Annotated in this window: 21 protein-coding genes, 1 tRNA gene and 1 pseudogene; 14 read left to right on the forward strand and 9 right to left on the reverse strand. The window is 56.0% G+C overall.

What is annotated here, in order from left to right:
• Positions 1–66: 66 nt before the first annotated feature.
• The 6 genes from ACR0C5_RS14020 to rpmH all read right to left on the reverse strand — a co-directional run bounded on the left by ACR0C5_RS14020 (position 67) and on the right by rpmH (position 5,084).
• Positions 67–1,599, reverse strand: a complete 1,533-nt coding sequence (locus ACR0C5_RS14020; protein WP_480877415.1) for a putative bifunctional diguanylate cyclase/phosphodiesterase — start codon at positions 1,597–1,599, stop codon at positions 67–69.
• Positions 1,600–1,670: 71 nt separating this feature from the next.
• A complete protein-coding gene (gene ttcA / locus ACR0C5_RS14025) occupies positions 1,671–2,564 on the reverse strand; it encodes a tRNA 2-thiocytidine(32) synthetase TtcA (protein WP_480877417.1) in 894 nt (297 codons plus the stop codon).
• A 44-nt stretch (positions 2,565–2,608) separates the two neighbouring features.
• Positions 2,609–4,225, reverse strand: coding sequence for an acyl-CoA dehydrogenase family protein (locus ACR0C5_RS14030; RefSeq protein WP_480877419.1), 1,617 nt, complete (start codon positions 4,223–4,225; stop codon positions 2,609–2,611).
• A 42-nt stretch (positions 4,226–4,267) separates the two neighbouring features.
• Complete coding sequence (gene yidD, locus ACR0C5_RS14035) at positions 4,268–4,504, reverse strand: membrane protein insertion efficiency factor YidD (RefSeq protein WP_170773663.1); 237 nt, start codon at positions 4,502–4,504, stop codon at positions 4,268–4,270.
• Positions 4,501–4,923 carry a ribonuclease P protein component gene (gene rnpA, locus ACR0C5_RS14040; RefSeq protein WP_170773665.1) on the reverse strand — a complete coding sequence of 141 codons (423 nt, stop codon included), beginning with the start codon at positions 4,921–4,923 and terminating at the stop codon, positions 4,501–4,503. The genes yidD and rnpA overlap by 4 nt, the downstream gene beginning before the upstream one ends.
• Before the next feature lie 26 nt (positions 4,924–4,949).
• Entirely contained in the window at positions 4,950–5,084 is a 135-nt protein-coding gene (rpmH, locus tag ACR0C5_RS14045) for a 50S ribosomal protein L34 (RefSeq protein WP_005980833.1), read from the reverse strand.
• Positions 5,085–5,380: 296 nt separating this feature from the next.
• Between rpmH and ACR0C5_RS14050 the strand changes: the two genes are divergently transcribed.
• The 10 genes from ACR0C5_RS14050 (at position 5,381) to ACR0C5_RS14095 (ending at position 18,380) form a co-directional block, all read left to right on the forward strand.
• The gene (locus tag ACR0C5_RS14050) at positions 5,381–6,112 is read left to right on the forward strand and encodes a TVP38/TMEM64 family protein (RefSeq protein WP_170787587.1); all 732 of its coding nucleotides are present in this window, start codon (positions 5,381–5,383) and stop codon (positions 6,110–6,112) included.
• A 4-nt stretch (positions 6,113–6,116) separates the two neighbouring features.
• On the forward strand, positions 6,117–7,535 hold the full coding sequence (locus ACR0C5_RS14055; RefSeq protein ID WP_480877422.1) for a dihydrolipoyl dehydrogenase family protein: 1,419 nt from the start codon (positions 6,117–6,119) through the stop codon (positions 7,533–7,535).
• Positions 7,536–7,553: 18 nt separating this feature from the next.
• Complete coding sequence (locus ACR0C5_RS14060; RefSeq protein WP_480877424.1) at positions 7,554–8,936, forward strand: sensor histidine kinase; 1,383 nt, start codon at positions 7,554–7,556, stop codon at positions 8,934–8,936.
• Between the two features lie 64 nt (positions 8,937–9,000).
• Positions 9,001–9,077 (forward strand) — tRNA-Arg (locus ACR0C5_RS14065).
• Between the two features lie 570 nt (positions 9,078–9,647).
• Positions 9,648–10,769, forward strand: a complete 1,122-nt coding sequence (locus tag ACR0C5_RS14070; RefSeq protein WP_170382460.1) for a linear amide C-N hydrolase — start codon at positions 9,648–9,650, stop codon at positions 10,767–10,769.
• 314 nt (positions 10,770–11,083) lie between these two features.
• Positions 11,084–12,646, forward strand: a complete 1,563-nt coding sequence (locus tag ACR0C5_RS14075) for an arylsulfatase (protein WP_170443616.1) — start codon at positions 11,084–11,086, stop codon at positions 12,644–12,646.
• A 126-nt stretch (positions 12,647–12,772) separates the two neighbouring features.
• Complete coding sequence (locus tag ACR0C5_RS14080; RefSeq protein WP_170382456.1) at positions 12,773–13,147, forward strand: DUF4345 domain-containing protein; 375 nt, start codon at positions 12,773–12,775, stop codon at positions 13,145–13,147.
• 16 nt (positions 13,148–13,163) lie between these two features.
• Positions 13,164–14,021 (forward strand): DUF302 domain-containing protein, encoded by an 858-nt coding sequence (locus tag ACR0C5_RS14085; protein ID WP_170617466.1) that lies wholly within the window; start codon positions 13,164–13,166, stop codon positions 14,019–14,021.
• A 915-nt stretch (positions 14,022–14,936) separates the two neighbouring features.
• Positions 14,937–16,325 (forward strand): SLC5/6 family protein, encoded by a 1,389-nt coding sequence (locus ACR0C5_RS14090; RefSeq protein WP_480877427.1) that lies wholly within the window; start codon positions 14,937–14,939, stop codon positions 16,323–16,325.
• Between the two features lie 423 nt (positions 16,326–16,748).
• Positions 16,749–18,380, forward strand: coding sequence for a bifunctional aspartate transaminase/aspartate 4-decarboxylase (locus ACR0C5_RS14095; protein ID WP_480877429.1), 1,632 nt, complete (start codon positions 16,749–16,751; stop codon positions 18,378–18,380).
• A 99-nt stretch (positions 18,381–18,479) separates the two neighbouring features.
• Here the strand turns inward: ACR0C5_RS14095 and aspT are convergent, their stop codons facing one another.
• Together aspT and ACR0C5_RS14105 are read right to left on the reverse strand one after the other, a co-directional pair.
• A complete protein-coding gene (gene aspT / locus ACR0C5_RS14100; RefSeq protein ID WP_170773692.1) occupies positions 18,480–20,180 on the reverse strand; it encodes an aspartate-alanine antiporter in 1,701 nt (566 codons plus the stop codon).
• Positions 20,181–20,392: 212 nt separating this feature from the next.
• Positions 20,393–20,616 (reverse strand): annotated as a pseudogene (locus ACR0C5_RS14105) (transposase); the annotation flags it as partial.
• 282 nt (positions 20,617–20,898) lie between these two features.
• Between ACR0C5_RS14105 and ACR0C5_RS14110 the strand changes: the two are divergent.
• The 4 genes from ACR0C5_RS14110 to ACR0C5_RS14125 are packed head-to-tail and all read left to right on the forward strand — an operon-like array spanning position 20,899 to position 24,048.
• Positions 20,899–21,456 carry a TetR/AcrR family transcriptional regulator gene (locus tag ACR0C5_RS14110; RefSeq protein WP_480877431.1) on the forward strand — a complete coding sequence of 186 codons (558 nt, stop codon included), beginning with the start codon at positions 20,899–20,901 and terminating at the stop codon, positions 21,454–21,456.
• Positions 21,453–22,574 carry a mandelate racemase/muconate lactonizing enzyme family protein gene (locus tag ACR0C5_RS14115; protein WP_480877433.1) on the forward strand — a complete coding sequence of 374 codons (1,122 nt, stop codon included), beginning with the start codon at positions 21,453–21,455 and terminating at the stop codon, positions 22,572–22,574. The genes ACR0C5_RS14110 and ACR0C5_RS14115 overlap by 4 nt, the downstream gene beginning before the upstream one ends.
• A gap of 8 nt (positions 22,575–22,582) precedes the next feature.
• Positions 22,583–23,317 carry an SDR family NAD(P)-dependent oxidoreductase gene (locus ACR0C5_RS14120; RefSeq protein ID WP_480877435.1) on the forward strand — a complete coding sequence of 245 codons (735 nt, stop codon included), beginning with the start codon at positions 22,583–22,585 and terminating at the stop codon, positions 23,315–23,317.
• Positions 23,314–24,048 carry an SDR family NAD(P)-dependent oxidoreductase gene (locus tag ACR0C5_RS14125; RefSeq protein WP_480877437.1) on the forward strand — a complete coding sequence of 245 codons (735 nt, stop codon included), beginning with the start codon at positions 23,314–23,316 and terminating at the stop codon, positions 24,046–24,048. The genes ACR0C5_RS14120 and ACR0C5_RS14125 overlap by 4 nt, the downstream gene beginning before the upstream one ends.
• A 307-nt stretch (positions 24,049–24,355) precedes the next feature.
• Here the strand turns inward: ACR0C5_RS14125 and ACR0C5_RS14130 are convergent, their stop codons facing one another.
• Entirely contained in the window at positions 24,356–24,946 is a 591-nt protein-coding gene (locus ACR0C5_RS14130; protein ID WP_170773700.1) for a TetR/AcrR family transcriptional regulator, read from the reverse strand.
• Positions 24,947–25,016: the final 70 nt, after the last annotated feature.

Raw genomic sequence — 25,016 nt, forward strand, 5'->3', positions numbered from 1 at the left:
CCAAAGGTCAAGCGGATTCGCCCGTCAAACCGCCGCAGAGTGCGTATTTGTGGTGCAATTTTGCGTTTATGGGCCGGCTTTGCGACCAATCTTGGGCACACCGTTCAGCTTGTTCTGATGGGCCGTGATCCAGTCGAACGTGTTTTCGAAGGGCATGGGCTTGCCAATCCCGAAGCCCTGAACATGGTTGCAGCCCAGCTGAGCCATCAGTGCGTGTTCGCCCGGCGTTTCGACCCCTTCGGCCAGAGTTTCGACGTTCAGCCGCTCGGCCATGGTCAGGATGGCGCTGACCAGCTGCTGCTGGCTGGCATCCCGATCTGCCTTGGCCACAAAAGAGCGGTCGATCTTGATCCGAGAAACATCAAAGCGCTTGATCGACGCGATTGAGGCATGTCCCGTCCCGAAATCATCCAAATCAATGCAGCACCCCAGTTTCGACAGGCTAGTCACGTTGCGGGTAATCACGTCATCGGGTCGGCGCGAGAAGACGGTTTCCAGCACTTCAACGGCCAACCGGTCAGGGGTCAGGTCGTTTTGGTCCAGCTCCCATTTCAGCCGGTCGATCAACGCTGGGTCGCGCAGCTCATCTGAGGAGAAATTCACGCCGATCCGGGGTACAACGATCCCGGCATTGTCCCATTGACGCATGGCGGCGAAGGCGTGGTGGCGCATGGTTTGGCCAAAACGCTCCATTAGACCCGCCTGTTCGGCAAAAGGCAGAAATACATGCGGGCTCAGCACGCCTTTTTGCGGATGCTCCCAACGTGCCAGCGCTTCGAACCCGGTGACGCGGCCGGTATCCGTCGAAATCTGAGGCTGAAACCAGGGTCGAATCTCGCCACTATCCAGTGCGGCATCAAACTCGCGCCGCAGGTTGGCCCGGATGCGTGAGCGGCGCCGCGTTTCGCTGGAATAGGCGCGGATGGTCGAGGGGCCATTTCTTTGCGCCTCATCCAAAGCAGCTGAGGCAGCATCAATCCACGCCTCAAACCCATCATTCCGGATGCTGGACAACAGGCTGAACCCGATCGAGCAAGACAGGTAAATGCCGGTGCCGTTCAGCACCACGGGTTCTTCAATAGTGGCTTGAATGCGCCCCGACATTTGGATGCAAGCTTCAAGATCAAGATGCTTGGACGGGTTCAGTCCGACGACGATTTTGTCCTCATCCAGCCGGGCGGCGATATCATGAGCGCGGATCACCGACAGCATCCGGCTGCGGAACTGATCAACCACATGTGCCGTCGCTGCGTTGCCGTGCAAATCCTCGAATTCAATGAACCCGTCCAATGCCACAATTAGGCAGGCCGAGTCGTCACGCGTGGTGGCGGTGGACCTGAAAAATCCCTCCATCCCTGCGGCAAAGCTGTCGAGCGGGATCAACCCGCTGGGCCCGGTTTGGTCATCGGGTGTTGTGGCCAGCGCCGAAAATGCGGCCAGCAAAAGCGGCAGGGTCAAAGCCACAGTAACCAAAGCCCGCTCTCCCCCCACCCAGAACGCGGCCAGGCTGATCGCAGGGGCAAAGGCCAGCGCGGGCGGGCCGCTGAGGGCGGTGGTCAGGACATTGAGAGCTTTTTCAACCGGGATACGTTTCCACATCGGTGTTCCAGGCCTTTCCCTTGGGCATCGCACGCTTGGGGAAACCGTAGAAAACCATTCTGAGTCAGACGTTAACGCAGACGCGGAATTTCATCCGAATTTTCGTCATTTTTGCCGGGGTGCAGCGCAAGCCCCTGAAAATCGAACAATTTCGGGTCCAGCAGATGTGAGGGGCGCGCATTGGTCAGGGCGCGGAACATCACCTGACGCCGACCGGGACTGTTCTTTTCCCACTGATCCAGAATCTGTTTCACCTGCTGGCGCTGTAGCCCGTCCTGACTGCCGCAGAGGTCGCAGGGAATGATGGGATAGTTCATTGCGTTGGCAAATTTCTCGCAATCGGCCTCGGCCACATGGGCCAAGGGGCGGAAAACGAACAGATCGCCTTCCTCGTTCACCAGTTTCGGCGGCATCGTGGCCAGACGCCCACCGTGGAAGAGGTTCATGAAGAACGTCTCGAGGATATCGTCGCGGTGATGGCCCAGCACCACGGCCGAGCATCCCTCTTCCCGCGCGATGCGATAGAGATTTCCGCGTCGCAGACGCGAGCACAGCGCGCAATAGGTCCGACCCTGCGGAACCTTGTCCATCACGACGGAATAGGTGTCTTGATATTCGATCCGGTGAGGTACGCCCATGCGGTTCAGAAACTCGGGCAGAACGGTGGCCGGAAAGCCGGGTTGACCCTGATCCAGATTGCAGGCCAGCAGATCGACGGGCAGCAAGCCGCGCCATTTCAACTCGTATAGAACTGCCAGCAGGGTATAGCTGTCCTTGCCGCCGGACAGGCAGACCAACCATCGCGGCGGTTTGCCGTCTTTGTCATGGGCCGACGGATCCACCATCCCGTATTGCTCGATGGCTTCGCGGGTTTGGCGCACGATGCGCTTGCGCAGCTTCTTGAACTCGGTGGTCGAGGGCGCGCCGGCAAAGAGCGGGTGGATATCGTCAGCTTCGTCAAACATGCGCAGCCCCTACAATAGTTGCTGCAACCGGGCAAGGGCGGCGCTTAGCCGAGGCGGGCCAACAGGGCTTCGGTGTCCAACCCTCGAACCGACCCGGGCACCCGACCGCTGTCGCCGGTCAAGCGCGTCGCGATGAACCCATCGGCCACGGCAGGCGGGGCGTGGCGCAACAGCAGTGAGGCCGTCAGCAGCAGAGCGGTGCGTTCCGCAAACCAGCGGGCCTCAGCCTCGGGAGGGAGGTCAGGCCAGCGTCCGATATGATCCCGCAGGGCCGCATCATATCCTCGATCCACGCCTTTTGCGGCGTCTACTTCGGCGCGCAGCACTTCGGCGGCCAAAGGTTCACGCGCCAATGTCCGCAGAATATCAAGGCAGATCACATTGCCGGACCCCTCCCAGATGCCATTCAGGGGTGCTTCGCGGTAGAGCAGGGGCAGGGGCGTATCCTCGACGTACCCCATGCCGCCCAGTATCTCCATCGCTTCGACCACGACCACGGGGCAGCGTTTGTTGTTGAGGAACTTGGCCAGCGCCACGCCGATTCGGGCAAAGGCGCGGTCTTCCGGGGTTTGTCCGTCAAAGGCCTTGGCCACGCGCATCCCAAGGGTCACTGCGCCCTGCCAATCCAGCGCTAGATCGGCCAGCACCACGCGCATCAGGGGTTGGTCGATCAGGCGGCGTTGAAAGGCGCTTCGGTGGCTCACCCAATGATGCGCCTCGGACAGGGCCGCGCGCATCAACCCGGCAGGGGCCATCGCGGTGTCCAGCCGCGTGTGATGCACCATCTCAAGGATCGTGCGAATGCCCGCGCCCTCGTCCCCTAACTGATAGGCCAGAGCGTCGTGATACTCGATCTCGGCCGAGGCGTTGGCGCGGTTGCCCAACTTGTCTTTGAGGCGCATGAGGTGGATGGCGTTGCGTTCGCCCTCTAGCCAGCGTGGCACAAGGAAACAGGTCAGCCCGCCGGGGGCCTGCGCAAGGGTCAGGAAACCGTCAGACATCGGGGCCGAGCAGAACCATTTATGCCCGCGCAACCGCCAATGATCGCCGTCCCGCGTGGCGGTGGTGGTATTGGCGCGGATATCCGATCCACCTTGTTTTTCAGTCATCGCCATACCCAACGTGGCGCTGTGTTTCTGCGCTATGGGCCGGATTGTAGGATCGTAAGTATGCGCGGTCAGTTTCGGCACCCAGAGCTTGGCGATACTGGCGTCGGTGTTCAATGCAGGTACCGCAGCATAGGTCATCGTCAGGGGGCAGCAATGACTGGGCTCGACCTGACTGGCCATATATACCATAGCGGCATGGGTCGAGTGGCCGCCGGGTTCGTCATTCCACGGTAGTGCGGCGTATCCGGCGCTTTGGCTTAGTTGCATCAACTGGTGATAGGCGAGGTGAAAGCGAACCTCGTCCAGCCGTCGCCCACCGCTATCGAACAGGCGCAGGTGCGGCGGGTGCGCATTGGCCGCGCGCGCCGCCTCGTGGATCTCGGGCATTCCCAAAGTTTTGCCATATCGGGCAAGCGGCTCGGAACACCCTTTGGCACGGGTCACACACTCTTGCAGCACAGGGTCCGCAGCCCATAGGTTGATTGGATCGCGATCGGTTGGTTGGTTGGTCACTTCATGGGTTGGCAGGGTATCGCGGGCGGGTGTGGTCATGGGCTGAGTGTTCCGCCCGCAACCCGTCTGGTCAAGCCTGACTTAGCGATGGTCGGACTCATCTGGCACTGGGTCATATCCGGTACCGCCCCACGGATGACATCGGCCAATACGGCGCGCGGTCAGCCAGGCGCCTTTGATGGCCCCGTGCTTTTCTAGCGCTTCAAGCGCATAGGCCGAGCAGGTAGGTTGATAGCGGCAATTATGGCCAACCCAAGGGCTGAAGATCAGGCGATAGGCCTTGACCGGCAGGGCAAAGACGCGCGCCAGCGGGGTCATTTCCGGTCACTATGGATTTTGCGCAGCGCATAGCGCAGATCGCCTAACAGCGCGTCATAGGGGCGGTTCGCCGTCACCTCGGCGCGGCCAATCAGGACATAGTCCCAACCGTCGTGGCCATGCACCGGCAGAACGGCGCGTGCGGCCTCGCGCAGACGGCGTTTGGCGCGGTTGCGAGCGACGGCATTGCCCACCTTCTTGGAGCAGGTAAAACCCACGCGAATCCCCGATCCTTCGTCCAAGGTGCGCTTGCGGGCCTGGACCATCATCGACGACGTCCCCTGCCGCCGCGCGCGGGCCGCCTTCAGGAAATCGGATCGCTTCTTGAGGATGATCACAGGTGCAGACACGCAAACGGACGCCGCCGGAGGCTTGCTGGGCTGGACTGAACCATCCTCAGGGGCCTCCGGCGGCGTCATGTTCATAACCTGAAAGGTCGAGCGGCTTACGCGCTCAGCGACTTGCGGCCGCGTGCGCGACGTGCGTTCAGGATTTTGCGGCCGGCCTTGGTGGCCATGCGCGCGCGGAAACCGTGGCGGCGTTTGCGAACCAGGTTCGAAGGCTGATAGGTGCGTTTCATCGCTCCGTCTCCAATCTATAGCGGTCGGGTGCGGCGCAGATTCGCCTTGCCCTAGTGTTCGAAGCCCGTCCTCTACTGGGTGGCGGGGGGTAAGTCAAACCCTTAGGTGGGGGTTTTGCCGCCTTTTGCAACAATTCTGGTATCCCACCGGGACAAACGTTTCAAAATGACAGTGTTGCCCTTTTATTCCGTCACAATCCCTGCGGTCAAGATCAACGCCGCGTGAGGGGCCTGTTGCGCAGGCACTGGACAGCGCATGTTGTGTGCAGATGAAACGCACAAAACCGGACACAGACATGAGCGATACAACACAGGCCCCGCGCAGCGGGCTTGCGCGCCATATTCCCTTGCTGGTGATCCTTGCCGTTGCGGTGGCGGGGTTCTTCACCTTGGGCGATTACCTGACCTTTGAGACCCTGCGCGATAACCGCGAATCCCTGCTGGCATGGCGAGATGCAAATTACTGGGCCATGGCAGGTGCATTCGTGGTGATCTATATCGTGATCGTTGCCTTTTCACTGCCGGGCGCCGCTGTAGCCTCGATGACCGGAGGGTTCCTGTTCGGCTTATTTGCAGGCACCGTGTTCAACGTGTTTGCGGCCACCATTGGCGCATCGGCGATCTTTTTGGCGGCGCGATGGGGGTTGGGCGAATCTCTGACCGCCAAGCTGGAGTCATCCGAAGGGACGGTCAAAAAGCTGAAGGACGGGCTGCGCGAGAATGAAATCTCGGTCCTGTTCCTGTTGCGCCTCGTACCGGTGGTGCCGTTCTTTGTGGCCAATCTGGTGCCAGCACTGGTGGGCGTCAAATTCCGAAATTTCCTGTTCACCACCGCGCTGGGCATTATTCCGGGCGGCATCGTTTACACTTGGATCGGTGTTGGTCTGGGTGGCGTGTTTGACCGGGGTGAGACGCCTGACGTGTCCCTGCTGTGGGAGCCGTTCGTGATCGGACCCATCATTGGCTTGTGTATGCTTGCGGCGTTGCCCATCCTGATCAAAGCCCTGCGCGGCAAAAAGGACGCCTGATCTTATGCAAGAATTGAAGACGGATATCCTGGTCATTGGCGCCGGGTCGGGTGGCTTGTCGGTGGCTGCCGGGGCCAGCCAGATGGGCGCGGATGTGATCCTGCTGGAGGGTCACAAGATGGGCGGAGATTGCCTGAACTTTGGCTGCGTGCCCTCGAAGGCGCTGATCGCCAGCGGCAAGGCGGCTTACGGGCAGGCGCATGCCTCGGCATTGGGCGTCGCGGATGTAGTGCCGCAGGTGGACTACGCCGCCGCAAAAGATCATGTCCATGACGTGATCGCGCAGATTGAACCGATGGACAGTCAGGAACGGTTTGAAGGCTTCGGCGTCAAGGTGATCCGCGAATATGGTCACTTCGTCTCGCCCACGCAGGTGCAGGCGGGGGACAATCTGATCTCTGCACGGCGTGTCGTGATTGCGACCGGTTCCTCGCCAATGGTGCCCTCGATACCCGGTCTGGATCAGGTGCCATACTACACCAACGAGACGATCTTCGATCTTCGCGACAAGCCCGAGCATCTGCTTATCATCGGCGGCGGCCCCATCGGGATAGAGATGGCACAGGCGCATATCCGACTGGGCTGCAAAGTCACTGTGATCGAGGGAATGCAGGCTCTGGGCAAGGACGACCCTGAGGCGGCAGAGATCGTTCTGGATTCGTTGCGCGCGGAGGGCATCGAAATTCATGAACAAGCTATGGTGGCACAGATTCGCGGCGCGGACGGAAAGGTCGAGGTCGTGACCGAGACGGGCCAGATCTATACCGGCTCGCACTTGTTACTGGCCGCTGGGCGCAAGGTCAATACTGATCGCCTGAACCTTGAGGCGGCCGGGATTGAGCCAATACGAAACGGCATCAAAGTCGACGACGCGCTGCGCACCACGAATAAAAAGGTCTATGCCATCGGCGACGTTGCAGGTGGGCTGCAATTCACTCATGTCGCGGGGTATCACGCGGGCATCATCATCCGCTCGGCCCTGTTCGGTCTGCCCTCCAAGGCGAAAACCGCGCATATCCCTTGGGCCACCTATACCGACCCCGAACTGGCTCAGGTTGGTCTGACTGAGGCGCAGGCTCGCACGCAGCATGGCGACAAGGTGGAAATCGCGCGCTTTGACTACCACCACAACGACCGCGCCATATCTGAGCGCAAAACGAAAGGCTTCATTAAGGTCATGGTCGTAAAAGGCCGACCCGTGGGGGCCACAATCGTAGGGCATCAGGCGGGGGAATTGATCAACTTGTGGTCGCTGGCCTTGGCGAATAACCTGAAGATGGGACAGGTCGCCGCGATGGTTTCGCCTTATCCGACGATCGGAGAGCTTAACAAACGCGTGGCGGGTGCCTATTTCTCGCCAAGGCTGTTTGAGAATCAGACAGTTAAACGAGTGGTCGGGTTCGTCCAGCGCTGGCTGCCCTGACTGGGAGGAGAGTAAAAAGTGAACTCGCTGTCGGGCCGATTTCTGATCCTGACCACGGTCTTCGTCATGTTGGCCGAGATCCTGATTTTTGTCCCCTCGATAGCGCGGTTCCGCGAAGACTTTTTGTTGAACCGGCTAGAGCGCGCCCAGATCGCGTCGCTGGCGCTGTTGGCCGATGACATGCTGGCCGATGATCTCGAGGCCGAGTTGCTGGCCAATGCGGGCGTCTACAACGTTGTTTTGCGTCGCGATGAAGTGCGGCAGCTGATGCTGTCTTCCCCCATCCCTGAACAGATCACCAAAACTTATGACCTGCGCGACGCAACCCCGTGGATATTGATCCGCGATGCGGTCGCGCGTTTGTTCACTCCGGAAAACGAAGTAATCCGTGTGATTGGTGAGCCGGTCAAGGGCGCCGGTCTGTTGATCGAAGTGACCACCGACAGTATGCCTTTGCGCATGGCGATGACCGATTACGGGCTGCGCATTCTCGGGCTGTCTTTCGTGATCTCAATCATCACCGCCTTTTTCCTGTTCCTTGCCGTGCGCGTAGTTCTGGTGAAGCCGATCAAGGGCGTGGTTGGCTACATGCAGCGCTATGCCGGCGCGCCCGAGGACGCGCGCGGGATCATCTCGCCCAATTCCAAGGTGACCGAGCTGCGTGAGGCCGAGGAAGCGTTGCAACAGATGCAGACCGAACTGACCCACGCGCTGAAACAGCGCGAGCGTCTGGCGCAACTGGGCGGGGCGGTGGCCAAGGTCAGCCACGATTTGCGCAATATCCTGACCTCGGCCCAACTTTTCACAGACCGGATTGAATCCAGTGATGATCCTTTGGTCCGTCGCATGGCGCCTAAGCTGGTGAACTCGATCACCCGCGCGGTGTCATTGTGCGAAAGCACGCTGGCCTTTGGCCGGGCCGAGGAACCGGCCCCCACGCTGACGATGGTCCCCATGCGCGCCGTCGCAGACGATGTCGTTGCAAGCGAGCAGTTGGCCGTCGCAGGCGGGTGCGTCGAGATCGTCAACGAACTACCCGAGGATCTGATCGCTCGTGCAGATCCCGAACAGATTTTCCGGGTGATCATGAACCTTGTGCGCAATGCGCGTCAGGCGCTTGTGGCCGCTGGGAAGCCCGGTAGAATCACGATTACCGGATGTGAATATGAAACGAACTGGTGCATCGAGATACGGGATAACGGACCGGGATTGCCGCCCAAGGCCCGCGAAAACCTGTTCACGCCCTTTCAGGGTGGCGTGCGCAAAGGCGGCTCGGGCCTGGGTCTGGCAATTTCGCAGGAATTGGTGCGCGGTCACGGCGGCGACCTCGTTCTGGCCGAGACGGGCCCGATGGGGTCTACCTTTGAAATCCGCCTACCGCGGGGCGATGTGACTTTTTAAAATATTTTTGCAGAATCGGCTTGCACGTCCCGAACACGAGGTCTAAACAGCGCCTCACCAACGCGGACCGATAGCTCAGCTGGATAGAGTACTTGACTACGAATCAAGGGGTCGGGGGTTCGAATCCTCCTCGGTCCGCCATTTGGTACTGAAAACATTGACGAAATTCCGATCAACGTTTTCCTGCCCCTGATCTGCCACTAAATTCGAAACGCTTGCCGGTTTACCCCTGCGATGCCGAGTGAGTCCGAATGTCGCACCCCACCCCCCGGCCTCACCCGGACGCCGCACGGTTTTGTTTATACCCCACGCATACCAAGCGCGGGGTATCTGGACTTTTTGACTGATAGGTCAGGTGAGATATGGCCACTCCCGCGCGGCTACAAACTCGTTACGCCGAGAGTACATCAGCTGCTTGGCCATTTGGCGCACTTAGCACGAAAGACCGCTTTGAAGTCCACGCAGACACCCGATCCATTCCGATGATTATCCGCAATGCGGACTTTGCAGCCATCCGCATTCTTGCTCTAAAGGACCACAATCAGCCCAAACCAGACATTCAGAGTCGGACTTTGCAAAGTCCGACGGAAGGAATAGGCGGACTTTCTTGCCTATTTGAAGATCATGCAAACTTCATTCAACTTGAGAACCGGTGTGGTAGCTTGGTCGAGCGAGTTCATGAGATCAGATCAGTCCAATTGGAGTACGACCATGCGTCATATCGAGCTATTTCGGATATTACCAAAAGCGACCATAGCCTTTGTGGCTTCAGTATCGATGGCCTGGGGATGCACTGGCATCATGTTGACAGGGCAGGATGGAAGCATCGTTCGCGCAAGGACCGCCGAATGGGGGCCGTTCGATCTTGAGACAAAGATCAACATTATTCCGCGAGGTTTCACTTATACCGCAGGCGAAATGCCAGATGAGCGAGACGGAGCAAACTGGACCGGCCGATTTGGAATGGTCGGTATCAGCATGTTGGATCATGGGGCTCCCGCAGATGGCATCAACGAAGCTGGGTTGACCGCCGGGTTGTTTTATCTGCCCGGCTTCACCGAGTATCAGGAGTACGACCCTGACCTTTCCGGCAACACGATTCCCGGCGATTTGCTAGCCAGCTATGTCCTTTCCCAATTTGAGACAGTTGAAGAGGCTGCCACCGGGTTGGCGAATGTCCGTGTTGTCGGGGTCGTAGATGAGACTCTCGGATTTCCCTTCCCATTTCATATGTTGGTTGCTGACCGGTTCGGCGGAAGGATCGTTGTCGAGTACATTGACGGTGAACTGACGATTTTCGATGCTCCGCTTGGCGTGATAACCAATTCGCCAAACTACGATTGGCACATGACGAACCTTAACAACTACGTAAACCTGTCGGCCCTTGGGCTTCCGGAAGTTGAGGCAAGTGGCGTTACTTTCGCGCCCCTTGGCGCTGGGAGTGGAATGATAGGGCTGCCAGGCGACTTCACACCCCCATCCCGGTTCGTCCGCGCAGTCGCCTTTTCTCAGACGGCGCGGGAGACGCAAGGTGGCTATGACACCGTGCGCGAGGCGTTTCGCATTCTGGATAATTTCAACATTCCGGCCGATGCAGCGGAGGGCGCTCAAGACGATGTGCAGTCGGACGACCTGCTTTACAGCGCAACTCAGATCACGACCGCTGCGGACTCCCTCAACCTCGTCTACTACTATCACACGATGTACGACAGAACGGTGCATATGGTCGATATGAAGCAGATTGACTTCGGAGCTATGGGAGACGAGATGATCGTCTTTGAAACCAGCGGTGATCGCGAACCAACGTTAGTCGATGTGACCCCAACGAACTGACGTTTTACCACGTGGGCCGTGGCGGCATCACCGCTGGCTGCGGCCCAATAAAACTTCGGAATGGAGGGTTTACCGCTCCAGCGAATTACCGGCGCTAGGCTCGAAGCCGCGTTCACCACTGTTCGCACTAGTGACTGGAGGCAGCCCGAAGCGGACCTTCACTATGAGCTTTACACCCTCTGAGATGCGGACTTTGCGGCCGAAGAAATTTCTTGCACCAAGGTGCTGAGCCCAAAAAGTTAACAAATCAGACCGTTCCTCTAAGCCGATGTTTTTCCTATGGTTGGTAAGTAGTACCAAGCCGGGAGGTCTTAATGAACAAGCTTATCTCAGTAACGGGTGCCGTCTGCTTTGCTTTCACTGGAGCTTGGGCCGACGAACATACCCCGCCCAACATTCTTGTCATCATGGCAGATGACGTAGGTTGGGCGAGCGTCGGCGTTTACCACGGAGGTGTCAAAAGCATCGAGACGCCGAACTTGGATCGTCTCTCGTCAGAGGGTGCTCGTCTCACAGATTATTATGCCGAGCCAAGTTGTACTGCCGGTCGATCAGCTTTCATGACCGGACAATTGCCAATACGGACTGGTATGCACACGGTTGGACTGCCGGGTGATCCGATAGGTTTAAACCCAGATGACCCAACGCTTCCGATGTTCCTGAAAAAGTTGGGGTATACGACGGGACAGTTTGGAAAAAACCACCTAGGCGACCTCAATGAGTTCCTACCGACTACAAAAGGTTTCGACGAGTATTGGGGTTGGCTCTACCACCTGAATGCTATGGAATATACGTCTGATCCGGATTGGCCAGACGACCCAGAATTCAACGCGCAATTTGCGCCTCGCAACATCATTCATTCATTTGCAACAGAGGAAGTAGACGAAACAGTCGACCCGCGATTTGGAAAAGTCGGGAAGCAGCGCATTATTGATGACGGGCCTGCGCCTCCTGAGCGCCAAAAGACTTTGGATGACGAAGTGACATCTTACACGAAGGACTTCATTTCTCGTGCAGTAGAGTCGGACACTCCGTTTTTTGTCTGGATGGCTCCAGCCCGTGCACACGTCTGGACCCACCTCAGCCCCGAATACGAAGCTATGTTGGGCAATGGGCGCGGACTTCAGGATGTTGTCATGAAGGAGTTGGACAACAACGTTGGTAACGTTCTCAGCCACCTTGAGGATCTGGGAGTTGCCGATAATACCATAGTGATGTTCACCGCCGACAATGGCCCAGAAACACTGACGTGGCCCGATGGCGGTACGACGCCGTTTCATGGGGAAAAGGGTACTACCTGGGAAGGTGGCTTCAGGGTTCCCGCGATTATTCGCTGGCCGGGCAAAATTCCTGAAGGACAGGTTTTGAACGGTATCTTCAGCGGAATGGATTGGATGCCAACACTTGTAGCCGCGGCGGGAGGCCCCACAGACTTAAGAGAAAAGCTCCTAGATGGTTATGAAGGGTACAAAGTACACTTGGATGGCTACAACCAACTATCTTACTTGACCGGTGAGGACGAAGAGAGCAATCGCCGCGAGCTGATTTACTATCAGGGTACGGACCTCCAAGCAGTACGCTACAACGATTGGAAAGCGCACTTTGTCGTTCAAAACCACGGCTGGTCAGGCCCGAAGGAAGAACTGGTCGCCCCCTTGCTTTTCAACCTCCGCCGCGATCCCTACGAAAAAGCTGCGGAGGAAAGCGGTATGTACGTCCGCTGGATGGGTGAGAAAATGTGGGCATTCGGCCCAGCCGCCCGGTTAGTGCAGGCACATCTCGCTACTTTCGAGGAGTTCCCTCCGCGCGGGAAGCCGGTCGCCAATCAAGACCATGTTGAAGAACAAACATCAACCGAAGGCGGCATCTCTCAGTAGAGGAAGCTAGGCAACCAATACGCCTTTCCCACCGCAGCGTGGGCATCCGGCTCGGATCATCGGATGCCCAAAATAACCGACTAGGAATCTCGCAAAAAGCGAAACCTCTACGAGACGGAGTCCTCCATGAGTGCTAGATTGGTCCTTCTGCTTGCTGCCGTCGGCCTCATGCCAATCGCGTTATCATACGGTCTGATGCCAAGCAGTTCGATCCCAGTTTTGCTGGGATTTTCGGTGGAAGGAACGAACCAGACGCATGTCTTCCGTGCGATTATGGGACTTTACCTGGCAAACGCTTTGTTTTGGTTAGCGGCCGTGGTGAAACCAGATCTACAACGACCGGCGCTTTGGGTTCTTTTTTTGTTTATGTCGGGACTGGCCGTTGGACGCATACTAAGCATTCTTATCGATGGAGTTCCGAACGGGATACTTCTCTTTTACCTTGCGGCCGAGATAGCTTTTGCAGCTCTGGCGGCGGTTTCACTGAAAAAAGCACGATGAAACAGGAAGTGAAAAGATGCTGAGGTTTTTCTTTGTTCTCTCGATGATTGCAACTTCATCAATATCGACATCGGCTCTTGCACAATCGTCATCTGCCCAGAGTGCGGTGGACGAAAACTTCTTAGTGCTTGAGACTGCCGTTGAAGAAGCGGGAGCTACGCCAATCGCATCGATAGATCACGCGCGACTGGCCAAAGTCGAAGGTGTAGAAATGCCAGCGTCTCGTGTGCTCCTTTTCTCTGATCCAGAGATAAACACGCCCATTCTGAAAGAGAACGTGCGAGCAGGTCTGGACCTTCCTTTTCGCGTTCTTTCCTTCGATCAGGATGGTCGTCCACAGATCGCCTACACAGACTCTCAATTTCTCAAAGTCCGGCATGGGCTCACGGACGCTTCTTCGTTGAGTGCGTTTCAGAGCAAGATGCTCGAAGTTCTAAACGACTTGGATGCAACATCAGCGCCGACCAACGGATTGTTTGCCGACTACGGGATCATCGAACTGCAAACTCTGCTCAGCGTACCAGAGGCAGTCGAACGTCTCAGGACAGCTGTCATGGGGCAGGACGATACTGTCTGGTTCGGTGAAATCGATTTTGCGACCGAAGCGTCCCAACTGGGGGTGGACCTGCCGGAGGCGGTACTTTTACTGTTCGGCGGACCAGCACCCGGTGGCGTGGCTATGGCGGGCTTTCCGGCAATTGGTTTGGATGCCTTTTGCCAAAAACTATTGGTTTACGCGAATGAAGAAGGCGGCTCCGTAGTCATTTTCAATGACATCGCTGCTTTGGCTGAGTTGCACTACGGTTCTTCAGCCGAACCTCATCACGGTTTGAACAAACGGCTTACCGCAACATTTCAAAACGCAATAGAGTAGCCGCTGATAGGAAACCGCAATAGAAACCCTATACCGATTGGCCATCTTTTCGTTGTCCACTTTGGGCTCGAAGAAGACGTTCGCTGCACTTTGTATGAGTGTCTGCTATTCATGTGTTTTACCAGTCGTTCCGTCATGCTCGAACCTGAGGCATTGAAGCGTTGGCTCCAATGTTAAGTGAGGTATATTGGGTGGTATGCATTTTAGATGACAAAATTTTGTATATGTTTAATAGCAATTTACAAAAAATATATGGCTGCTCCTTTCTCCGCAATTGCCTTCCTGTTGAACGTCACACGAACCTGACCCAACCGTCGTAGTTAGACCAGAAAAGGGGTGAGTATTCGGCATCTGAGGGCAACCCAAGTCATATTTTCTTTTGTGAACGAAGTGAGATCCAGGGCTGCAGATCAGTCGCTGTATCTTGTAATTTGTTCAATCATTTGTGTAGTTTGCGATCTGCCAAATTGGGCCCATTCCTGCCATTGGTTATAGCACGCCGACGCTGCGCTGCGGCCCATCAAACCTGCCGTTCGCCAAAGGATCGAAATTCTTAGGCGGCCGAACTCACAGTCCACGGAAAGAGCCCTCATTCGCTGCCGTCGTGCGAATATCAGGTTCCGGGCTAATCATCAGAGCCCGAGCGCCCGTGTAGTCGCCGAACTGCCTGGCGGATATGGCGAAGCGTATCGGGCATCCCAGACTATCTGTAGCAGCATGCAACTTAGTGTTCATGCTGCCTTTGGTTTGCCCGATCAACTGACGCCGCCCCGTTAATATCATGTTGCCAATTCCACAAACACCGCCCTCCAAGAAGTTTGCGACACAACGCCCACAATCAGCTTCACGTTCAATTGAATGGTCGTTGGCGAACTTGCCTGTTAGCTGCGCCACAGATCAACAGCAGGAGAATCCATGCAGGTTTCGGCAATTATTGCTCTATTCGGTGCCGTAATTCTGGCAAGTCTCTGGGTATCACCCCGGCGTGCTTCGGTTTCGGGATTCTTTGGTGGGACAACCACCGAAGGAGCCGCGCCAGGCCTGTGGACGTTGGTGCTGAGCCAAGTCACAACTTGGATTTTTGCCCGCTCGCTCATGAATTCTGCCATTCTGGGCTATTTCTACGGCATCACAGGGGTTTTGGCCTATGCCACGTATTACGGCTCTTTCCTGACTGGTGGTTTTGTAGTGCAACGGTTGCGCGCGCGGGGTGCACGGTCGGTTCAGGATTGGCTCCGCGACAGTTTCGGAACAATGGGAACAGGGTGCTATAACCTCGTGATTGCCCTCAGACTCTTGTCTGAGGTCTTTGCCAACCTGATCGTGGTCGGTCTGATCTTTAGCGCACTAGCACCTGACAGCGCCAATATCGGCACGTATTCGATCCTTTTGGTCGGGCTATTGGCGCTGGCCTATTCGGCCTGGGGCGGGCTCAGCGCAGCGCTTCGGACGGATGTTCTGCAGATGGCGGTCTTTCTTGTAGTCTTCGCCTTGGCCTTTGTCGCGCTGGTTCTCAGCCCCAACTTTGATCTGGGCGCGGTTTTGACCGCCGAAGGCACTTCGGGCCCGCACAATGGCTGGGTTTTGCTGGTCGTGGCTTTTCTGCAGGTGTTCTCCTATCCCGTGCATGATCCGGTCATGATGGATCGTGGGTTTATTGCGGACAGCGATACAACCCGGAAGAGCTTCTTGCACGCGTTCTGGATTTCCTCGCTTTGCATCGTGGCATTTGGGTTCTTTGGCATTCAGGCGGCACTGGATGGGGCGGCATATGAGGGCGAGCTGATCAGCACCTGGGCGCAGTCCCTGCCGGGCTGGGTTTTTATGGCGCTTTTGGTTTCACTCCTGGTGTCGGCGCTCTCGACGCTGGATTCCGCGCTGTCTTCGGCCGCGCGACTGGTGGTTGAAGAACTGCGCCTAGCCCCTCGCACCCTAACCGGTGGGCGCATTGCCATGGCCCTCTTCGCAGTCGCGGGCGCGGCGCTGACGCTCTGGGGTAACCAGACCCTGTTTGATGCCGTAGCGGTCTCGGGCACCGCCTCGATGTTTTTGACGCCGATCCTGCTGGCTGGGCTTATTGGCGGTCGACAGGTGGCCCTCTGGGCGTATCTTGTCAGCTTTGCCGCCGCCATGCTTGGCGCAATGGCTTACCTGTTCCGTGGGCAGGGTTTTGTGGCGCAGGTCCTCATTGATGGGCACAAATACGAGCAGCTTTTGCAGATTTGTATCTGTGTGTTGGTCGTGGGATGCATCGCTGTCTGGATTGGGTCGCAGCGCGCAGCGGGCAGGGTTGCGGGCGAATAGCTGACCCGCGCGACAGCTTGAACGGCCTATAAGAGACATTCGTCACGCAGCTCTGACGCCGCGGTCGCGCTGCATTGCCGTCGTTCGTGGCATTCGCGCAATCTGGAAATGATCGTACTCGCAGATTGCGGACAAACCTGCGGTTCGCTGAAATCACCTCAACGGTCCCGACCAATGGCTTTCTCGCTTAATCTAGCGAATTGTCCAATTTCATTTGGAATGTCAGTTCCAAGCGCAGAGCTTCAGCACAATTTCTATCATTCTGACTACCTTGTAGAATGTTTACAGCTAAGGCTTCCAATGAAGACAAACAATCCTCCGCTTCTCACCGGCCTCTTCAATTGGTGTTGTTTTAATTGACACATTGCCCTGCATGCGATCCGCTGAACCAGGTCATCTATTTTAACGCAAGGATTTGATGTCATGCCAGAATCGCTCAACCTGCATAAATTTGAAAACCTAAGTCCTTTCCAAATCAAAGACGAACTTATCAAGTTGGCGCAAAAAGAGGCGCGGCAGATGGCTCTGCCATACCTAAATGCCGGTCGAGGGAACCCCAACTGGATCGCTACCAAAGCGCGGGAAGCATTTTTCCTTTTGGGACAGTTCGCCTTGACAGAAGCTCAGCGCCATCGGAATGAGCCGGAGGTTGGTCTGGCTGGGATGCCGCAAGGGCCAGGATGTTATGACAGGCTAAAGACGTATTGCGCCAAATCGGTTGAAGGAAACGGCCCTCCTGGTGCGGATACTTTGGTGGCCACAGTTGATTTTGCGATTGAGAAATTTGGATTTACGCCTGACGATTTTGTGCTCGAGTTGACCGACGGTATTGTCGGCGACCATTACCCGATGCCCGACCGTTGCATGGAACACAACGAAATTATTGTCCACGAATACATTATGTGGGCGATGTGCGCGGGGCACCGACCGGATGCGAAGTTCGATATCTACGCGGTTGAGGGCGGAACCGCAGCGATGTGTTACATCTTCAAAGCGCTCAAGAACCAGCGATTGCTGAATGCCGGTGACACCATTGCGTTGGGTACACCGATTTTCACGCCCTATCTGGAAATGCCCGTCCTTGAAGACTATGGACTAAATACAGTGGATGTCTCTTCGAAGGAAGAGGACCACTTTCAACTGAACGACGAAGACTTCGAAATTCTGTCCGACCCGAAGGTCAAAGCACTCTTTCTGGTCAACCCGGGCAATCCGTCTTCCGTCGCTATCAGCCCAGAGGTCTCGGCGCGGCTCGTCGAGTTCGTAAAGACCCGCCGCCCGGACCTGATCATTTTGACTGACGATGTTTACGGGACCTTCGTTCCAAACTTTCAGTCGATCTTGAGGCATCTGCCCGAGAACACCATCGGGGTTTATTCCTACTCCAAGTATTTTGGGTGCACCGGATGGCGTCTGGGCGCGATTTTGGTGGCCGAGAACAACATCTTCGACAAGATGATTGCGGATGCTCCGGATGAAACCAAGGCCATCGTCAACGCACGCTACGAAACGTTGACGCCTGATCCATCCTCGTTCAAGTTCATCGACAGGATCGTCGCCGACAGCCGCGATGTTGCGCTGAACCACACTGCAGGTCTATCGCTGCCGCAACAGGTGATGATGACCTTGTTTTCACTCGTCGAGCTTATGGACGAAGAGAAGGCCTATCAGAAATTCTGCTGGGGTATTCTGAAACATCGCTTTGACGAGCTGGTCGAAGGGATGGGCATTGAAGTTCCCGAAAATCCGCTGTTCGACAAATACTACGGTATTATCGACTTCGAATTCTGGCTTCGCAAATACGTCGGTGAAGAGGTCGTCGAGTGGATCAAGGAGAATGTGCACCCGTTGGATATATCCTTCAAACTGGCTCAGGACCACGGGATCGTGTTGCTGAATGGATCGGGCTTTGACGCGCCTAACTGGTCGGCGCGGGTATCGTTTGCCAATTTGGATGATAGTGCCTACCGCCAGATCGGAAGAGCGGTGCGCGCAGTGGCCACTGGCTACGTGCAGGCCTACCGTGCCTCGAAAGGACTGCCTTTGCATGGTTGAGGTCTAGCTGCAGCGTAGAGCAACGGTTCAGCATGATGATTGGTAATCATGCTGATCTCACCCTTCCAAGCCAGGACTCTGATTGTTGTGCGGTCTGACTTACGGAACAAAAGCCACAACCAAAGGCCCCCAGAGTGTCAGGAAGATATTGGCCACGGCGTAGGTCATGGTGAAGGCTGGCGTTGGTGTCGAGTTCCCGGCTTTTTCCAAGAGTGTCGCAAAACCGGGATTACCCGAGCGTGATCCGGTCACAACCGCACAGGCCTCAACCGGGTTCTTGATACGCAAGGCAAAATAGTTGATCGGGAACTGCACGATCATGGGCATCAATGTAACCACAACGCCTAAAAGCAGAAGCGTGATCCCATATTCCTGAATCGCCTCCAGTGCGGGTTTGCCTGCATTTAGGCCAACCACACCAACAAACACGGCCAAACCGAAACTCTGAAGGAAATTCGCGGCCCCACGGTTAATACCGCCGATCTTGGGTTGCCGGATGCGCAAATAGCCGATGATCAATCCTGTAACCAGGCAACCGAGGCCGGACCCCAAAGCCACCTTCGTTCCTGCAATGACAAAACTGATCTCTCCGATCAGATAGCCGATGGCCACCCCGATCCCCAAGGCAATGAAGTTGGTGACCGAGGCCGAAGGCGGCACATAGCCTGCAACTTTGGCAACTCGGTTCAGGTCGTCCTTGTGACCGACAATACTGATCTCGTCACCTGCGTGAATCTCGGTGTTGTGCAGGACGGGGACATCATGGCCCATGCGGGTGATCTTTGAGATATGAACACCGCGCCTTTGATCTGCCGTCAGAGCCTCGCGCAGCTCCACCAAGGTTTTGCCGGTCAGTTTACGGTTGATGACCACGACGTTGCGACGCTCCTCAACAACGGTCAATTCAGGAGGATACTCTCCGATTTCACCACTGGCGCTCCCCTCGAACTGGGTCAAAGTCGTGACGAGGCCGGAGACGACCACAACGTCTCCGGCGTTGATTATCGTTTCAGGAGTCGGATCCACAGGAGCGCCATCGTGGAGCAACCGTTCGACGATCAGATCACCATCATAGCCATTTTCGATGTCCTTGACGGATTTTCCGGCAATGCTTGCATCGGCATCTACCTGATAGGCGCGGGCGTCGAACCGATTCATGGGAAGGAACTCACCTTCCTCTAGTTTGGGACCACCGCCGCCGAGTTTCTGAGCCAGCTTAATCGCTTCTTGCCGCAGATCGACACGCATGATGATGGGAATGATGCTAACTGCCAATATCGGGCCGATTGAGCCGAAGATGTAAGTAACCGAGTATCCTACAGCGATGTTGGTTTTCAGCTTTTCCGCCTCATCAGCGGCGAGCCCAAGCAGATCGATGGCGTTTCCAGCGGTGCCAATGATTGCAGATTGTGTCAGACCGCCAGCGGCCAGTCCTGCGGCCAGCCCTTTGTCCAAGCCCGCCAACCGAGCAACAACGATAACAAAAAACAACCCCCAGACGGTCATCATAAACGCGGCCAATAACTTGGTCAGCGCAGTTCGGTTCAAGGCCGCAAAAAATTGAGGCCCCCCATTGTAACCGACCATAAATATGAAGAGGGAAAAGAATACATTCTGAACATCGGTACTAAGATTGATGCCGCCGATCTGGCCTATAAAGACCGCCACCAACAACGTGCCAGCAATGCCTCCTAATTCGAACTTGCCGACCCGAAACTTTCCAACGCCATATCCCAGGCCAAGACAAAGAAACAGAGCCATGATCGGGAAGGCGCGAAGTTGTTCTGTAATCAATTCCATTTTGAAATCTCCAGAGTCCAAACGCTGGTCCTTTCCCCTAAAGATACAGAGCCTTACTGTATTGAAAACAAAAATTTAAACACCCGAGGTCATGCGGTCGTTTCGAAACTACTTGGAACAAACTCTTTTAAAGGGCAGGTGAACGTGGAACCCAATAGCCGTTTTGGGAATGCAGGTCACACCATACACTCTTCGTCTTTTAGGGTCAGGTCTCATAGCCAGTATATGGCGAGCGCTGCGAGTGCGACGGCGGACAAGAAGAATTTGGGGCACCTGTCGTAGCGGGTTGCCACACGCCGCCAATCCTTCAACATTCCGAACATGATCTCGATCCGTTTGCGCCGTTTGTATCGACGCCTGTCGTACTTTACCGGTTTCTTCCGCTGCTTCCGGCCAGGGATACAGGCTCGTTCCCTTTGTCTTTCAACGCTTCTCGAAGACGCGCCATCTGCGCATCTGTGAGCCAGAAAAGATCAGACATGGTCACCGCTCGTTTTTCGAACCGTGACTCATGCACCAACGCGGAAATCAATGGGTCCTGACCCTAAGGCGCACCAGGTAGAACGGTCTCTCTGCGATGAAATGGGAACGTGCTGTAGATGCGTCTCAGAAAATGTCGATTTTTAGACTAGAGCAACCAAGCTGCCAAATAAAACGTCGCGAACCGGCACGCGCATGACGTTTTTTTAGGCGGATGGTAGAGCGAACGTTCTACACTATGTTTATGAATGGAACCAAACAAAAGATAGCTCGTGCCCTTCACCAACAATTCTCGGAGTTGGGTTTCGCGGGCCTAGGGGTCGAGGCATTGCGTGCAGGTGCAGATGTTTCGATCCGCACGCTCTATAAGCATTTCCCGAGCCGTGAAGAGATGATTGTTGGCGCGTTGGAGCATCGGGACGCTGCATATTTCGAGTGGCTTGCGGGTGGTCCGAAACAGGGCATTGACCATGTATTGTACCCGCTTGTGCGACTGGGTGACTGGTTGAGTGATGTATCAAACACTGGGTGTCTATTTTTGAATGCACTGGCGGAGCACCCCAACAGCTCGCCGATCTCCGGTCTGGTTAAGGCGCACAAGCTCAAATTGGCGAATGAATTTGAGCTCCGTTTAGAACGTATTGCTCCAGACCAGAACACGCGCCACGCAGCCGAAACCTTGTTTCTTTTGCACGAAGGTTTGACTGACGTGGCCCGCTTAAGGGGTCCTGCAGCGGCCACCCAATCTGCGCTTCTTGCAGCCCGCAAAGTGCTGGAAACGGAAGACATCACATGAGTCACGGTCCTAAAATCGAAGAGATCCATATCTATCAGCACAATCTGCCGGTAAAGAATGGACCCTATACGATGGCCAATGCCGAAGTTTGGGCGCTGGACACAACACTGGTGAAGATTGTAGCGACCGATGGGACAGAAGGGTGGGGAGAGACCTGCCCGGTAGGCCCCACCTATGCCGAAGCGCATGCGCTTGGCGCACGCGCGGCTTTGATACATATGGCACAAGATTTGATCGGTATGCCGCTCTGGCCATTGGTGTTGCAACGAAAGATGCACAGCCTGCTCAATGGCCACAACTATGCAAAAGCGGCGATAGACATCGCAGCGCACGACCTGTTGGGCAAGTTGCTTGAGATAAGAGTGGCAGACTTCCTCGGGGGTGCTGTGACGGAACGCGTACCCTCTTACTATGCGACAGGTGTGGGTGCTCCGGATGAGATCGCCCGGCTCGCTGCTGATAAGCGCGATGAGGGCTATCCGCGCCTTCAGGTGAAGGTTGGCGGGCGTCCGGTCGAGCTGGATATCGAAACGATCCGGAAAGTGTGGGAGCAGATCAAGAACTCAGGAATGCGTCTTGCGGTTGACGGCAATCGAGGTTGGACAACGCGCGATGCACTGCGCGTGAGCCGCGAATGCCCTGACATTCCGTTCATTATGGAACAGCCCTGCAACACGGTCGAAGACTTGCAAAAGATCCGCCCGCAAGTCACCCACGCCATCTACATGGATGAAAGCAGCGTTGACTTGAATACCGTGATCAGCGCAGCGGGGGCCGGCCTAATAGACGGGTTTGGAATGAAGGTCACGCGCATCGGAGGACTGACCAACATGCGCAGCTTCCGAGATATCTGCGAAGCCTGCAACCTGCCGCATACCTGCGACGATGCCTGGGGCGGCGACATTATCGCGGCGGCTTGTGTCCATGTTGCAGCAACCGTGCGCCCCGACCTTTGCGAAGGAGCATGGGTGGCCGCACCTTACATCGACGGGCACTATGACCCCGAAAACGGTATACGCATCGAAAGCGGGTTTATCGCGCTACCCGAAGGTCCGGGTCTTGGCGTTACCCCAAATCCCGAGATATTTGGTGATCCTGTTGCCAGCTTCCAAGCGTGAGGATGGATATGAGATTTGTGGGCAAAAAAGCACTGGTCACAGGCGCAGCTGGTGGGATCGGGGCGTCAATCGTTTCCAACTTGCGGGCCGAAGGGGCGTTGGTGGCCGCGGCGGATCGAAATGTTGATGGCATTGATGCTGACGCTCACCTGCCGGGTGATCTGTCGCAGGCTGACTATGCAGATACCCTCCCTCAGGCTGCTAATCTTGCGCTCGGCGGCCTGGACATCGTAGTCAACAACGCAGGCGTTATTACACGCGGTGCCGTGACAGAGACGACAGACGCAGATTGGGATCTCTCGATCACGGTTAACGTCGAAGCCCCCTTTCGCATTTGTCGGGCAGCAATCCCGATAATGGCCAATGATGGCGGTGGGGCGATCGTAAACACAGCTTCGTGTTGGGGTGGAAAAGCTCCAGGCCCGAACCACGCGCTATATTGTATGACCAAGGCGGCAATCGCATCTTTGACCCAATGTATGGGAATGGACCACGCGCATCAGGGCATTCGGATCAACGCGGTGTGCCCAAATGAAGTGAACACGCCCATGTTGCGTAGCGGCTTTGAAAAGCGCGGTTATGACCCCGACACTGCCGTGGCTGAACTAGGGGCCACTGTCCCCATCGGCCGGATAGCTGAACCCCAGGACATTGCGGATGTCGTTTTGTTTTTGGCTTCCGACGCAGCGCGTTACATGTGCGGCGCACTTGTTGAGGTGAATGGTGGAAAGCCAGTCTCATGAGGCGATTTGAAGGGAAAGTCGCACTGGTCACCGGTGGTCGATCTGGCATCGGCCTCGCCATTGCAGAACGACTGCGGCAGGAGGGCGCGCGTGTATTCACGGCGCAACGTCAAACCGATGAGGTCTTTGAAGGCATTGTCGCGGACCTGAGCGATCCGCAGCTGCCCGCCGAGGTCGTCAAGACAGTGGTTGGGCGTGCCGGTCAACTGGACGTGCTCGTTAACAATGCCGGTATGATGCAGGAGGCCAAAATCGAAGACACGAGCATTGAGGATTGGCAACGTAGCCTGGCATTGAATCTAACGGCTCCGTTCTTGATGATCCGGGCCGCGCTCCCCCATTTGCGCAAAACACGCGGGAGCATTGTCAACACTGGGTCGATTGAAGGTTTGGGATCCAATCCTCGTCACGCGGCCTATTGTGCCGCAAAAGCGGGCCTGCACGGCCTGACTAGGTCTGTCGCTGTGGATCACGGAGAGGAAGGAGTCCGATGCAACGCTGTAGCACCCGGATGGATCGACACGGAACTCAACGAAGACTTCGTGAATTCGATGCCAGAGCCTGATGCGTTCCGACGTAAGATCGGCGGAATTCATCCGGTTAACCGAACCGGGCGACCCGACGAAGTGGCCGCACTGGTCGCATTTCTGGCGTCAAGTGAAGCCAGTTTTGTAACAGGGCAGGTCTACACGATCGACGGTGGTAGAATGAGTAAACTCAGCCTGCCTTAAGGCTTGCTGATCCGACTATTGCCTAAACAAATTTTCGCATTTCAAACACTCTTTCAACCGCACTTTAAGCAGCGGACCTTTTTGCGAACCGCAGTATCTAGCACTTTGGGTTCATTGCCAGCCCCGGATGCCGCGTAGCATCCACGCCTTCGGCAAAATTGCTAGAAATTCCTCACGTCCCAAACGTGTCATTGGTCGAGATTTCCAATCGCTGCGGTGCTGCTCACCCGACTGGCCCTTCGCAGCGCGAGCAAAGTGCTGACTCTCACGGACTCACAAATCGTGGGACGAAGCGGGCGATCGCCAATCAAACGTCCGCTTTGTAGTGCGCGAGGAACATAGCAACGCAATCGTCCAAAACATTCTTTGATGTCGGGTTCTGACCGAGGAAGAACTCTGGCCAGAAGAAGAAGTTTTTCACCAGCCCCAAAAGCTGGTTGGTTGCGAAGGCCGGATCAGCTTTTCGGATGACGCCTGCGTCCATAGCTCCACTGATCAAGCCTGTCATTGGGTAGTCATGGGACTCGGTCTCAGTGAAAAACCGCCGGGAACGATCAAGGTCACGGATCAGCTCAGATAGAACCATTCGATTAAGTCCAATAGCTGTTTCTTCTGTGATCACCTCGACGTAGCGCCACAAAGCATCCTTCAGTTGCTGGGCAAAGTCGCGAGCTGGGTCATAGGATACCGGCTCCATGCGCCGGTTCTGTTCCAACATGATCTCTGAGATTGCATCGAACAGCGCTTCTTTGCTTTCGAAGTGATTGTAGAGCGTGCGACTCGATACGTTCGCTTTTTTGGCGATTGAAGTTGTTTTCGCCCCCAGAAACCCCTGCTCTTTGAACTCATCGATGGCCGCATCGATAATATCTTTTCGTTTTTTTTCAGTGCGTTTCATGATTTTAACCTCAAAAAGTAAAAAGATGTGTTTACAAACATCATCTATTCACCATAAGTAAACACAACGA

This window comes from Ruegeria sp. N8 (assembly GCF_056531325.1).

Coding starts and splice junctions, on each gene's coding strand:
- ACR0C5_RS14020 (WP_480877415.1), bottom strand. CDS start 1,599: ATGTGGAAACGTATCCCGGTTGAAAAAGCTCTCAATGTCCTGACCACC.
- ttcA (WP_480877417.1), bottom strand. CDS start 2,564: ATGTTTGACGAAGCTGACGATATCCACCCGCTCTTTGCCGGCGCGCCC.
- ACR0C5_RS14030 (WP_480877419.1), bottom strand. CDS start 4,225: ATGACCACACCCGCCCGCGATACCCTGCCAACCCATGAAGTGACCAAC.
- yidD (WP_170773663.1), bottom strand. CDS start 4,504: ATGACCCCGCTGGCGCGCGTCTTTGCCCTGCCGGTCAAGGCCTATCGC.
- rnpA (WP_170773665.1), bottom strand. CDS start 4,923: ATGACGCCGCCGGAGGCCCCTGAGGATGGTTCAGTCCAGCCCAGCAAG.
- rpmH (WP_005980833.1), bottom strand. CDS start 5,084: ATGAAACGCACCTATCAGCCTTCGAACCTGGTTCGCAAACGCCGCCAC.
- ACR0C5_RS14050 (WP_170787587.1), top strand. CDS start 5,381: ATGAGCGATACAACACAGGCCCCGCGCAGCGGGCTTGCGCGCCATATT.
- ACR0C5_RS14055 (WP_480877422.1), top strand. CDS start 6,117: ATGCAAGAATTGAAGACGGATATCCTGGTCATTGGCGCCGGGTCGGGT.
- ACR0C5_RS14070 (WP_170382460.1), top strand. CDS start 9,648: ATGCGTCATATCGAGCTATTTCGGATATTACCAAAAGCGACCATAGCC.
- ACR0C5_RS14075 (WP_170443616.1), top strand. CDS start 11,084: ATGAACAAGCTTATCTCAGTAACGGGTGCCGTCTGCTTTGCTTTCACT.
- ACR0C5_RS14080 (WP_170382456.1), top strand. CDS start 12,773: ATGAGTGCTAGATTGGTCCTTCTGCTTGCTGCCGTCGGCCTCATGCCA.
- ACR0C5_RS14085 (WP_170617466.1), top strand. CDS start 13,164: ATGCTGAGGTTTTTCTTTGTTCTCTCGATGATTGCAACTTCATCAATA.
- ACR0C5_RS14090 (WP_480877427.1), top strand. CDS start 14,937: ATGCAGGTTTCGGCAATTATTGCTCTATTCGGTGCCGTAATTCTGGCA.
- ACR0C5_RS14095 (WP_480877429.1), top strand. CDS start 16,749: ATGCCAGAATCGCTCAACCTGCATAAATTTGAAAACCTAAGTCCTTTC.
- aspT (WP_170773692.1), bottom strand. CDS start 20,180: ATGGAATTGATTACAGAACAACTTCGCGCCTTCCCGATCATGGCTCTG.
- ACR0C5_RS14110 (WP_480877431.1), top strand. CDS start 20,899: ATGTTTATGAATGGAACCAAACAAAAGATAGCTCGTGCCCTTCACCAA.
- ACR0C5_RS14115 (WP_480877433.1), top strand. CDS start 21,453: ATGAGTCACGGTCCTAAAATCGAAGAGATCCATATCTATCAGCACAAT.
- ACR0C5_RS14120 (WP_480877435.1), top strand. CDS start 22,583: ATGAGATTTGTGGGCAAAAAAGCACTGGTCACAGGCGCAGCTGGTGGG.
- ACR0C5_RS14125 (WP_480877437.1), top strand. CDS start 23,314: ATGAGGCGATTTGAAGGGAAAGTCGCACTGGTCACCGGTGGTCGATCT.
- ACR0C5_RS14130 (WP_170773700.1), bottom strand. CDS start 24,946: ATGAAACGCACTGAAAAAAAACGAAAAGATATTATCGATGCGGCCATC.